Consider the following 11133-nt stretch of genomic DNA (forward strand, 5'->3'; position numbering starts at 1 on the left):
CCGCGCCCGCGGGCTTCGACGCGCGCTTCTCAGCGCTGCGCCGCCGCTACACCTACCGGATCGCCGACGACGTCGCGCTGCGCGACCCGCTGCGCCGCAGCCACGTGCTGTGGACCCGCAAGCCGCTGGACGCCGACGCCATGGACGCCGCGGTCCGCCCGCTGACGGGGGTGCGCGACTTCGCCGCGTACTGCAAGCCGCGGCCTGGGGCGACGACCATCCGGGAGCTGCAGCGCATGGCCTGGGAGCGGCCCGTCGACGGGCCGGACGCCGGGCTCGTGGTGGCGCACGTCGTGGCCGACGCGTTCTGCCACAACATGGTGCGCGCGCTCGTCGGGGCGTCGATCGCGGTGGGGGAGGGGCGCCGTCCGGTGAGCTGGCCGGCCGACCTCCTGGCGAGCCGGCGGCGGGAGGCCGGCGTCCTCGTGGTGCCGCCCGAGGGGTTGTGCCTGGAGGAGATCAGCTACCCGGCGGACGCCGAGCTCGCGGCCCGGGCCGAGGCGGTCAAGGCGAAGCGGATGGACGAGGACGTCTGGGACGAGCAGGTGGCTGCCCCGCCGGGGTAGAGCAGAACCGCTGGTCGAGCTTGTCGGGACCGCACCAGGGTCTCGACAAGCTCGACCAGCGGATGTGCCGGCGCTACGGGCGAGTGCCTTGCTGCGCTGCGGCCCCCACCCTGCGCTGCGCTCCGGTCACGGCTCCTCGACCCAGTGGACCGCGGCCTCCTCGGCGCTCGCGCCCGCGCCGTCGATGCCCGCGTCGGTGCCGTACAGATCGTTCTCGCGGTTGCCGTCCTCGGCCGCGTAGCTCCCGGGGTCGGCGTCGGGGTCGGAGACGAGCCGGCCCGCGCGCGACGTGTCAGCACGGTCGAGCGGGTCGTCCTGCCAGACGTCCGGCTCCTCCTCGCTGAGGCGCTGGTCCATCGGCTCGCCCTGCCGCTCCTCCCACGAGGTCTCGCCCCAGTGGTTCGAGCGCGGGCGGTCCGGCGGGGAGTAGCCCTCGTCGAGGAAGTCCTTGGGACCACGGCTGTACAGGGTGTCCTCGGTCGGGAGCTGGTCGGTGTCGCCCTCGGCGATACCGTCCGGTCCAGGCATGGTGGCTGGGGTTTCCTCGGTCATGGTCCTACCGTGACACCAGTTCGGCGCAGACGCCAGAGTGCCGGGGCCGGAGTACCGACGTGGCGAACCTCATGCCCGGGAACGGCGCCGTGGTGCGCCTACGCTTTGACCCCCGGGGAAACTGCCAGGTACCCTAACGAGTCGTTGTGCTTTGTCACGACGTCCTGCGTCGGCACCGAGCCCACTCGAGTGCCGACGACCGGCCCGGACGTCATTCTGACCCCCGCGCACAACGATCTGACTCATCGGGCGCCGCTTCTCGCCCGACGACACCGCAAACGAAAAGGTTACGAACCGTGCGTACGTACACCCCCAAGCCCGGCGACGTCCAGCGCGACTGGTACGTCGTCGACGCGACCGACGTCGTCCTGGGCCGCCTGGCAAGCCAGGTCGCAACCCTGCTGCGCGGGAAGCACAAGCCGACCTTCGCCCCGCACGTCGACGGCGGTGACTTCGTCATCGTCATCAACGCGGACAAGGTCGCGCTGAGCGGCAACAAGCGCGAGACCAAGCTGGCTTACCGCCACTCGGGCTACCCGGGCGGTCTCACGGCCACCCCGTACGGCGAGCTCCTGGACACCAAGCCGGAGCGCGCCATCGAGAAGGCCGTGCGCGGCATGATCCCCAAGACCTCGCTCGGTCGGACGCAGATGACCCACCTGAAGGTCTACGCAGGCTCTGAGCACCCGCACACGGCGCAGCAGGCCAAGCCGTTCGAGATCACCCAGGTTTCGCAGCAGGCCTGAGGCCGCTGCCGGATCGCAACGCGAAGGACGCGAGGACATCACAGTGGCCGAGACCACCGTCGAATTCGAGCAGGGCGCCGAGGCGCCCAGCAACTACACCACCGAGACTGCCGCGCCGGCGACGCGCGGTTCGTCCATCACCGCCCCGGGCCAGGCCCTCGGGCGCCGCAAGGAGGCCGTGGCGCGCGTGCGCCTCGTCCCCGGCACCGGCACCTGGAAGATCAACGGCCGCACCCTCGAGGACTACTTCCCGAACAAGGTGCACCAGCAGCTGGTCAACTCGCCGCTGAACCTGGTCGAGGTCGAGGGCCGCTTCGACGTCATCGCCCGTATCACGGGTGGCGGCACGTCGGGTCAGGCCGGTGCGCTGCGCCTGGGCATCGCCCGTGCGCTGAACGCCATCGACGAGGACGCGAACCGCGCCGAGCTCAAGAAGGCCGGCTTCCTCACGCGTGACGACCGCAAGGTCGAGCGCAAGAAGGCCGGTCTCAAGAAGGCCCGCAAGGCTCCGCAGTACTCCAAGCGCTGATCAGAGCGCTTGGCCGGGTGGCCCCGCCGGACAGTGTCGAACTGTTCAGCGGGGCCACCTGCTTTTGCAGGGGCAGGGAGCGGAACCGGCACCCGCCGGCGCCCACTACGGTGGGATCGGGAACGAGCTGAGGAGAACGTGCATGGGCAGGCTGTTCGGCACCGACGGAGTTCGGGGCCTCGCCAACAAGGACATCACCGCGGAGCTGGCACTGGAGCTGGGCGCCGCGGCGGCGCGGGTCCTGACCGCGCAGGGTGAGCTGCTGGGCCCGCGACCGCGGGCCGTCGTCGGGCGGGACACGCGGGCATCGGGCGAGTTCCTGGCCGGGGCGGTCGCCGCTGGACTGGCGTCCGCGGGCGTGGACGTGGTGATGCTGAACGTGCTGCCGACGCCCGCGCTGGCGTACCTCGTGACGGAGCTGGAGGCCGACCTCGGCGTCATGGTCTCCGCCTCGCACAACCCGATGCCTGACAACGGCATCAAGTTCTTCGCCCGGGGTGGGCTCAAGCTCGACGACGCCGTCGAGGACGCCATCCAGGCGACGCTCGGGGACGACTGGGAGCGCCCGACGGGCGCCGACGTCGGCCGCATCCGTACCGACGGCCAGGCGGCCGCCGAGCGCTACGTGCGGCACCTGACGGACAGCGTCGGCACCACCCCGGACCACCGGCCGCTCGAGGGCCTGCGCATCGCGCTGGACTGCGCGAACGGCGCGGCGAGCGAGGTCGGCCCGGAGGCGCTGCGCGCCGCGGGCGCGGACGTCGTGGTGATGAACGCCAGCCCGGACGGCCGGAACATCAACGAGAAGTGCGGCTCGACGCACCCGGAGCAGCTGCAGGCCGTCGTCGTGGCCTCGGAGGCCGACTTCGGCGTCGCGTTCGACGGCGACGCCGACCGCTGCCTCGCCGTCGACCACACCGGCAAGATCGTGGACGGCGACCAGATCCTCGGCATCCTGGCCACCGCGCTCAAGGAGGAGGGTCGCCTGCCGGGCGACACCCTCGTCGTCACGGTGATGAGCAACCTGGGCCTGATCCTCGCGATGCGGGAGCGGGGCATCACGACGGTGCAGACCGCCGTCGGCGACCGGTACGTGCTGGAGGAGATGCGCGCCAAGGGCTACGGCCTGGGTGGTGAGCAGTCGGGGCACATCATCCTGGCCGAGCACGCCACCACCGGCGACGGCGTCCTGTCGGCGCTCCACCTCGCGGCCCGGGTCAAGGCGTCGGGCAAGCGCCTGGGTGATCTTGCGGGTGAGATCGAGCGTCTGCCGCAGACGCTCGTCAACGTTCGCGGCGTGGACAAGTCGCGTGCCGGCACGGACGAGGGTGTGCAGTCCGCGGTGGCTGACGCGACCGCGCGCCTCGGCGACACCGGCCGGGTGCTCCTGCGGCAGTCGGGCACGGAGCCGCTGGTCCGCGTCATGGTCGAGGCCCCGGCGCAGGACGAGGCGGACAAGGTCGCGGAGGACCTCGCCGCCGTCGTGCGGGAGCGGCTCGCGCTCTGACGTGAACGGCCCGTGAAACCTTGGGAAGCGGGGTTGTACCAGGGGGTCCCCTGATGCGTTTCAGGGGGCCCCCTTGCGTACTCTGGCAGTAGGCACTATGAGGTGCCCTCCTCCGCCCCCGGGTAGTGCCCGGCCGAGACTCTCCGAGGTCCCGTGCTCGAACTCATCTCCACCGTCCTGAGCGCCACCGAGGCCTGGATCCTCGCGATGGCCGCCTCGCCGTGGATCTACCCGGCCATGTTCGCCTTCGCGACGATCGACGGGTTCTTCCCGCCGCTGCCGAGCGAGTCCGTGGTCATCACGCTGACCGTGTCGGCGCACAGCACCGGCACGCCCTGGATGTGGCTGGTGCTGATCGCGGCGGCGGCCGGCGCCTGGGTGGGGGACCAGATCGCGTACCAGATCGGCAAGATGATCGGCACGGACCGTGTCCCGTTCCTGCGCTCGGCCCGGGGCCGCCGGGCCGTGGACTGGGCGGAGCGGGCGCTGACCCGCCGCGGCGCGTCCTTCATCCTCGCGGCGCGCTACGTGCCGATCGGCCGCGTGGCCGTGAACATGACGGCGGGCGCCGTCGGCTACCCGCGGCGCAGGTTCATGTTCATCGCCGCGATCGCGGCGGTCATGTGGGCCCTGTACTCCGCGGGCATCGGCCTGGTAGCGGCCCAGTGGCTCGGGCACGAGCCGCTGCTGGCGATCGTGATCGGTGTCGTGCTGGGTGTCGCGATGGGCTTCATCGTGGACAAGGTCGTGGGCTGGTTCTCCCACCGGCACCTCGACGAGGACGCGGACGGCGAGGCCGGCCCGGACGGCGAGAAGGTCGTCGTCCCGGCGGGCGCCACCGAGATGGTCCGTGAGTACGTCCACCGGGTCGACGACGCGGACCGGTCCGCGAACGAGCGGTGAGCCGCTAGAGCTTGCGAAGCCGGACCCGCTGCACCGCGTGGTCCGAGCCCTTGGTGAGTACCAGCGTGGCGCGGCCGCGCGTCGGCAGGATGTTCTTCTCCAGGTTCGGCGCGTTGATCGACTCCCAGATCGACAGGGCCTTGTCCGTGGCCTCCTGGTCGGAGAGCGACGCGTACCGCTTGAAGTAGGAGTCCGGCTTGGTGAACGCCGTGCGGCGCAGCTCCAGGAACCGTTCCACGTACCACTGCCGGATGTTCCGGGTGCGGGCGTCCACGTAGATCGAGAAGTCGAAGAAGTCGCTCACCGCGACGGTCGACTCGTCGACGGCGGACGGGCGCGCCGGCTGCAGCACGTTCAGGCCCTCGACGATGAGCACGTCGGGCTTGCGCACCACGACCTCCAGCTCGGGCACGATGTCGTAGATCACGTGCGAGTACACGGGGGCCCGCACCTCGGACTGGCCGGCCTTGATCCGGGACAGGAACCTGATCAGGGCGCGCCGGTCGTACGACTCCGGGAAGCCCTTGCGCTCCATCAGGCCCCGGCGTTCGAGCTCCGCGTTCGGGTAGAGGAACCCGTCGGTCGTGATGAGCTCGACGCGCGGCGTCTCGGGCCAGCGGGCGAGCATCTCGCGCAGCACGCGCGCCGTCGTCGACTTGCCGACGGCCACCGAGCCGGCCACGCCGATCACGTAGGGGGTGCGGGGCGGGTCCTCGTGCAGGAAGGTCGAGGTCGCGTCGTGCAGGCCGCCGGTGGCCTGCACGTAGAGGTTGAGCAGTCGCGACAGAGGGCGGTAGATCGCGTCGACCTCGGCGAGGTCGATCGGGTCACCGAGTCCGCGCAGGCGCTCGACGTCGTCGTCGGTCAGCGGCAGCGGGGTGGATGCCGACAGGCGGCTCCAGGCCGCCCGGTCGAGATCCACGTAGGGCGAGGACGGGGCGAGGGCGAGCAGGTGCTCCCCGAGGTCCGTCGTCGAGAACTGTGAAACCACCTGCAGCATTGTGCCCCACCCGCGGCACGGATCTGTGTCGCCCGGGGCCTGAGGCGGTCTCAGGGGTGAGATACCGGCCCTGTGAGCCCAGTCATGGGGGCGCACCTGAACGCTCGTTTAGACTCGCCCGCATGTGTGGGATCGTCGGTTACACCGGAACAGCTGCGTCAATCGCGGACGGCATCGCCTCGGGCGCGGCCTCGCCGTCGGGCACGCCCCTTGACGTGGCCATCGAGGGGCTCCGCCGCCTCGAGTACCGCGGCTACGACTCGGCGGGCGTGGCGCTCGTCGCGCCCGGCCTGGACGGGGTCGCGTGGGCCAAGAAGTCGGGCAAGCTCGCCAACCTGATCGAGGCGCTCGACCAGGACCCGCTCCCGGAGGCGACCGCCGCCATCGGGCACACCCGCTGGGCAACGCACGGCGGCCCCACCGACGCGAACGCCCACCCGCACCTGGCCGACGGCGACCGGCTCGCCGTCATCCACAACGGCATCGTCGAGAACTTCGCGCAGCTCAAGGCCGAGCTGCTGGCCGACGGCGTGGTCTTCCGCTCCGAGACCGACACCGAGGTGGCCGCCCACCTCGTGGCCAAGGCGTACCGCGAGACGGGCGACCTGACGGCCGCCATGACCGCCGCCGCCGGCCGCCTGGAGGGCACCTTCACGCTGCTCGCCGTGCACGCCGACGCCCCCGAGACCGTGGTGGGCGCCCGGCACGACTCCCCGCTGGTGGTGGGGCTCGGCGAGGGAGAGAACTTCCTGGGCTCCGACGTCGCCGCGTTCATCGCGTACACCAAGGAGGCCCTGGAGCTGGGTCAGGACCAGGTCGTGACCATCACGCCCACGTCGGTGGCCGTGACCGACTTCGACGGCAAGCCCGCCGAGGCCAAGCGCTACACCGTGGACTGGGACGCCGCGGCCGCCGAGAAGGGCGGTTTCGACTCCTTCATGGACAAGGAGATCCACGACCAGCCGCAGGCCGTGGCCGACACGCTGCTCGGCCGGACCGACGCCGCGGGCGCGCTCGTGCTGGACGACCTGCGCATCGACGAGTCGATCCTGCGCGCCGTGAACAAGATCATCGTCATCGCGTGCGGTACCGCCGCCTACTCCGGGCACGTGGCGAAGTACGCGATCGAGCACTGGTGCCGCATCCCCGTCGAGGTCGAGCTGGCGCACGAGTTCCGCTACCGCGACCCGATCGTCGACGAGCGCACCCTCGTGGTCGCCGTCACGCAGTCCGGCGAGACCATGGACACCCTGATGGCCGTGCGGCACGCGCGCGAGCAGGGCGCCAAGGTGATCTCGATCGTCAACACCCACGGCTCCACGATCCCGCGCGAGTCGGACGCCGTGCTCTACACGCACGCCGGCCCCGAGATCGCAGTCGCATCCACCAAGGCATTCCTCGCGCAGATCACCGCCGCCTACGTGCTGGGCCTGTACCTCGCCCAGCTGCGCGGCAACAAGTTCCCCGACGAGATCGCCACGCTGCTCGACGAGCTGCGGGCCATGCCGCGCAAGATCCAGACGGTCATCGAGCGCGGCGAGTACGTGCGGGCCACCGCCCGGTCCATGGAGAAGTCCGACAAGGTGCTGTTCCTGGGGCGGCACGTCGGCTTCCCGGTGGCGCTGGAGGGCGCGCTCAAGCTCAAGGAGCTCGCGTACATCCACGCCGAGGGCTTCGCCGCCGGCGAGCTGAAGCACGGCCCGATCGCCCTGATCGACGACGGGCAGCCCGTGTTCGTCGTGGTGCCCTCGCCCCGCGGACGCGACTCCCTGCACTCGAAGGTCATCTCCAACATCCAGGAGATCCGGGCGCGCGGCGCCCGGACCCTCGTGATCGCGGAGGACGGCGACGACGAGGTGCGCAAGTACGCCGACGAGATCTTCTGGATCCCGCAGGCGCCCACGCTGCTCCAGCCGCTGCTGGCCGTGGTGCCGCTGCAGATCTTCGCGATGGCGCTCGCCACCGCGAAGGGCCTGGACGTGGACCAGCCGCGCAACCTCGCCAAGTCGGTCACGGTCGAGTAAGGACGCGGGCCCGGCTGTGGCACGCTCGTCGGCGTGGAACTTCAGAAGCTCTCCGACGAGGTCGAGATCATCAGCCGGGCCTACGCCCGCATCCACGGACTGGAACGAACCGACGACTGGCTCCTGCTCAAGCTCCACGAGGAGATCGGGGAGCTCACCCAGGCGTTCCTCAACCTGTCCGGCCGCTCGCGCGACCGCGGCCTGACCGACGACGAGGTGCGGGAAGCGTTCCGCGGCGAGGTCGCGGACGCGCTGGGGCAGCTGCTGCTCGTGGCCCGGCGGTTCGACGTGGATCTCGCCGAGGAGCTGGACCGCAAGTGGTTCCGGTGGCAGCACCTGGTCCGGCCGGAGGACACGGCGGGGATCCGGGACGTGGGTCCCGATGTCGGTGGTCCCGTCTAGGGTCTGATCCGGACGGGCCGCCCTGGCCCCAGGAGAGGAGCGCCCGTGGCGTACGTGGAGGTCGACGGGGTCCAGGTGCACTACGTGGAGCACGGGCCGCCGTCCGGCGGCGGGGTGCGCACGGCGGTGCTGGTCCACGGGTTCCCGGTGGACCACCGGCTCATGACCGGCGCGTTCGAGCCGGTCTTCGCGGAGCGCGCGGGCTGGCGCCGCGTCTACGTGGACCTGCCGGGCATGGGCCGTACGACGGCGCCCGCCGTGGCGAGCACCGACGACGTCTTCCGGATCCTGCGCGGCGCCGTCCGGGCCCTGGTACCCGACGGCGACTACGTGGTGGTCGGGCAGTCGTACGGCGGGTATCTCGCGCGAGGGCTGGCCGCGGCCGACCCGGACCGCGTGGCCGGGCTCGCCGCCGTCGTGACGGTGGTCGAGCCGCGCCACGGGCTGCGGCACGTCCCGGAGCGACAGGTGCTCGTGCGCGAGCCCGCGCTGCTGGCCCGGGTGGGCGCCGAGGTGCTCGACGCGGAGGAGGTGCTGGTGGTGCAGACCGAGGAGACCTGGGAGCGGGCACGCCAGGAGGTGGACCCGGGGCTCTCCGCGGCCGATCCCGAGGCGGTCGCGCGGATCGAGGCGAGCTACGCCGGGACGTTCCCCGTGGAACCGGCGCCGTTCGGCAAGCCGGTCCTGATCCTCGTGGGCCGCCAGGACTCGACCACGGGCTACCGCGACGCGTGGGACCTGGTGGAGCGCTACCCGCGGGCGACCTTCGCCGTGCTGGACCGGGCGGGCCACGCCCTGGACATCGAGCAGCGCGGACTGTTCGAGGCGCTGGCGGGCGAGTGGCTGGACCGTGTGGAGGAGGCGACCCCGGTCTGAACCGGGGCGCCTCGGGCGACGGCGATCAGTTCGACACTGCGACGAACACCAGCAGCGTGACGATCGCGGCGATCACGATGCCGAAGACGGCGACCATGATCACGGGGAAGGGGAGCTTGTCGTCGTCCTCCGGCATGGCAACCTCCTACGCGCGAAAGGTGGCGCCCTGCCGGTACGGAGCAGGTGCCACCTTTACCTTTGCATTACGAGGGTATGGTGCCTCAAAACGGGCATCCCTCGCAAGACCCCACTGTAAAGCGGCTGACCTGCGGTTTTGTCCACCCGAAGCTGTCCGAGGCCGGGGCGTGGCCGACGCGGGATCTAGGCTGTGCCCATGATCATCGGCACCGGCATCGACGTGGTCGACGTGGACCGGTTCATGGAGACCCTCGATCGCACGCCCCGGCTGCGGGAGAAGCTGTTCACCGAGGTCGAGCGGGAGCTGCCGGCGGCGTCCCTGGCCGCTCGGTTCGCAGCGAAGGAGGCCATCGCCAAGTCGCTCGGCGCCCCGGGCAACCTGCGGTGGCACGACGTCACGGTGCACCGCACGGTGGGCGGCCCGCCCCGGATCGACGCGAGCGGCACCGTCGCCGCCCGCGCCGCCGAGCTCGGGGTACGCACGTGGCACATCACGATCTCGCACGACGCCGGGATCGCGTCCGCCATGGTGATCGCGGAGGGCTGAGCACTCCCGCGAGAGAGAACCGCGGCCGGGTCACTGGAGCTCGGGGATGACCTGCTTCTCGAAGAGCTCCAGGCCGCTGGTGTCGTAGGCCGCCTCCTGGAAGTACGTGATCGCGTACTCCAGGCCGCGCGAGCCCATGCCCTGCAGCCGCTCGACGATCTGCTCCGGCGTGCCGACCAGGAGCCCGCCCCGCCAGTTCGTGATCTCGCGGTCCGCCTTGCCGGGCACCGACTTGCGCAGGTGCGCCTCGATCCAGTCCAGCCGCTCGGCGACCTCGGCGTCGTTCTCGCCGATCACCACGTTGTAGTTCGTGGACCGCGTGATCTCGCCGAAGTCCCGCCCCACGTCCTTGCAGTGTGCCTCGAGCACACCCGACTTGTGGGCGAAGCCCTCGGGCGACCCGTCAAAGTTGGTGTACTGGGCGTGCTGCGCGGCGATGCGCAGCGTCTTGCGCTCGCCGCCGCCCGCGATCCACAGCGGGATGGACGGGACCTCGGCGCCGCCGACGCCCACCGGGAGCTGCTGCAGGGGCTGCGGGTAGCAGAGCGCGCCGTCGACCTGGTAGCGCTTGCCCTCGAACGTTCCCGAGGAGCCCGTGCGCCACATGCTCGACATGATCTGCACGCCCTCGTCGAGCGCGCGCAGGCGCTCGCCCGCCGTCGGGAAGCCGTAGCCGTAGGCGCGCCACTCGTGCTCGTACCATCCGGCCCCGATGCCCATCTCGATGCGGCCGCCGGAGATCGTGTCGATCGTCGAGGCGACCTTCGCCAGGTAGGTCGGCTCCCGGTAGGCCATGCAGGTGCACATCTGGCCCAGGCGGATGCGCTGGGTCGCCGCCGCGAACGCTGCCATCAGGGACCACGCCTCGTGCGTGGCCTCGGTCGACGGCTCGGGCGTGGTGTGGAAGTGGTCGTACACCCAGGCCGACTCCCAGGCGAACTCGCCGCCGGGGACGGCCTCGCCCGCGGCCTGGTTCTCGGCGCGGTGAACGAGGGAGAGCATGGTGGCCCACTGGTCGGCGGGCTCGACGTCGACCAGGTCGAAGCGCCAGCCCTGCGGGATGAAGAGTCCGAATCGCATGGACCGACCCTATGCCGACGGAGTTCGCCCAGGGGAGGGGTGGTCGAAATTGTCGGGTTTCGGTACCTCGGGTGCCGGCAGACGCGGCAGGATGGGGCTGTGAAAGACGCGTGGAGTTCCGACGAGATACGAAAGGCCGAGGAGCCGCTGATCGCCGCGGGCGTGCCGCTCATGGCCAGGGCGGCGTACGCGCTCGCCCAGGCGGTGCTCCGGGAGGTGGCGGCCCGCCCTGCCGGGAGCCGTGCGACCCGCCCGGCCGGCCG

At 71.3% G+C, this 11133-nt stretch carries 12 protein-coding genes; 9 read left to right on the plus strand and 3 right to left on the minus strand.

Annotation, left to right across the window (positions count from 1 at the left end; genetic code table 11):
* A partial coding sequence (locus PROKR_RS16105; protein WP_036964598.1) for a tRNA pseudouridine synthase A occupies positions 1 to 566 on the plus strand: 566 nt, incomplete at its 5' end.
* Between the two features lie 126 nt (positions 567 to 692).
* On the opposite strand, the gene PROKR_RS16110 is transcribed toward PROKR_RS16105, so the two are convergent.
* Positions 693 to 1118 (minus strand): DUF5709 domain-containing protein, encoded by a 426-nt coding sequence (locus PROKR_RS16110; RefSeq protein ID WP_036964599.1) that lies wholly within the window; start codon positions 1116 to 1118, stop codon positions 693 to 695.
* A 296-nt stretch (positions 1119 to 1414) separates the two neighbouring features.
* Here PROKR_RS16110 and rplM point away from each other — a divergent pair, with 296 nt between their 5' ends.
* From rplM to PROKR_RS16130, 4 genes are all read left to right on the plus strand, one after another.
* On the plus strand, positions 1415 to 1864 hold the full coding sequence (gene rplM, locus PROKR_RS16115) for a 50S ribosomal protein L13 (RefSeq protein WP_020016145.1): 450 nt from the start codon (positions 1415 to 1417) through the stop codon (positions 1862 to 1864).
* Between the two features lie 43 nt (positions 1865 to 1907).
* Positions 1908 to 2393, plus strand: coding sequence for a 30S ribosomal protein S9 (gene rpsI, locus PROKR_RS16120; protein WP_036964600.1), 486 nt, complete (start codon positions 1908 to 1910; stop codon positions 2391 to 2393).
* 142 nt (positions 2394 to 2535) lie between these two features.
* Complete coding sequence (gene glmM / locus PROKR_RS16125; protein WP_020016147.1) at positions 2536 to 3900, plus strand: phosphoglucosamine mutase; 1365 nt, start codon at positions 2536 to 2538, stop codon at positions 3898 to 3900.
* Between the two features lie 153 nt (positions 3901 to 4053).
* On the plus strand, positions 4054 to 4803 hold the full coding sequence (locus PROKR_RS16130; RefSeq protein WP_051433039.1) for a DedA family protein: 750 nt from the start codon (positions 4054 to 4056) through the stop codon (positions 4801 to 4803).
* A 4-nt stretch (positions 4804 to 4807) separates the two neighbouring features.
* Here PROKR_RS16130 and coaA read toward each other — a convergent pair whose 3' ends face one another.
* A complete protein-coding gene (gene coaA / locus PROKR_RS16135) occupies positions 4808 to 5803 on the minus strand; it encodes a type I pantothenate kinase (RefSeq protein WP_051433040.1) in 996 nt (331 codons plus the stop codon).
* A gap of 122 nt (positions 5804 to 5925) precedes the next feature.
* Between coaA and glmS the strand changes: the two genes are divergently transcribed.
* The 4 genes from glmS (at position 5926) to PROKR_RS16155 (ending at position 9790) form a co-directional block, all read left to right on the plus strand.
* The gene (gene glmS, locus PROKR_RS16140; RefSeq protein WP_036964601.1) at positions 5926 to 7827 is read left to right on the plus strand and encodes a glutamine--fructose-6-phosphate transaminase (isomerizing); all 1902 of its coding nucleotides are present in this window, start codon (positions 5926 to 5928) and stop codon (positions 7825 to 7827) included.
* A 33-nt stretch (positions 7828 to 7860) separates the two neighbouring features.
* Positions 7861 to 8229 carry a nucleoside triphosphate pyrophosphohydrolase family protein gene (locus PROKR_RS16145; protein WP_036964603.1) on the plus strand — a complete coding sequence of 123 codons (369 nt, stop codon included), beginning with the start codon at positions 7861 to 7863 and terminating at the stop codon, positions 8227 to 8229.
* Positions 8230 to 8274: 45 nt separating this feature from the next.
* Positions 8275 to 9105, plus strand: a complete 831-nt coding sequence (locus PROKR_RS16150) for an alpha/beta fold hydrolase (protein ID WP_245605846.1) — start codon at positions 8275 to 8277, stop codon at positions 9103 to 9105.
* A gap of 334 nt (positions 9106 to 9439) precedes the next feature.
* A complete protein-coding gene (locus PROKR_RS16155) occupies positions 9440 to 9790 on the plus strand; it encodes a holo-ACP synthase (RefSeq protein WP_036964604.1) in 351 nt (116 codons plus the stop codon).
* 30 nt (positions 9791 to 9820) lie between these two features.
* Here PROKR_RS16155 and PROKR_RS16160 read toward each other — a convergent pair whose 3' ends face one another.
* Positions 9821 to 10870 carry an LLM class F420-dependent oxidoreductase gene (locus PROKR_RS16160; protein WP_036964605.1) on the minus strand — a complete coding sequence of 350 codons (1050 nt, stop codon included), beginning with the start codon at positions 10868 to 10870 and terminating at the stop codon, positions 9821 to 9823.
* Between the last annotated feature and the right edge of the window lie 263 nt (positions 10871 to 11133).

Source organism: Promicromonospora kroppenstedtii DSM 19349, from assembly GCF_000515355.1.
Taxonomy (GTDB): domain Bacteria; phylum Actinomycetota; class Actinomycetes; order Actinomycetales; family Cellulomonadaceae; genus Promicromonospora; species Promicromonospora kroppenstedtii.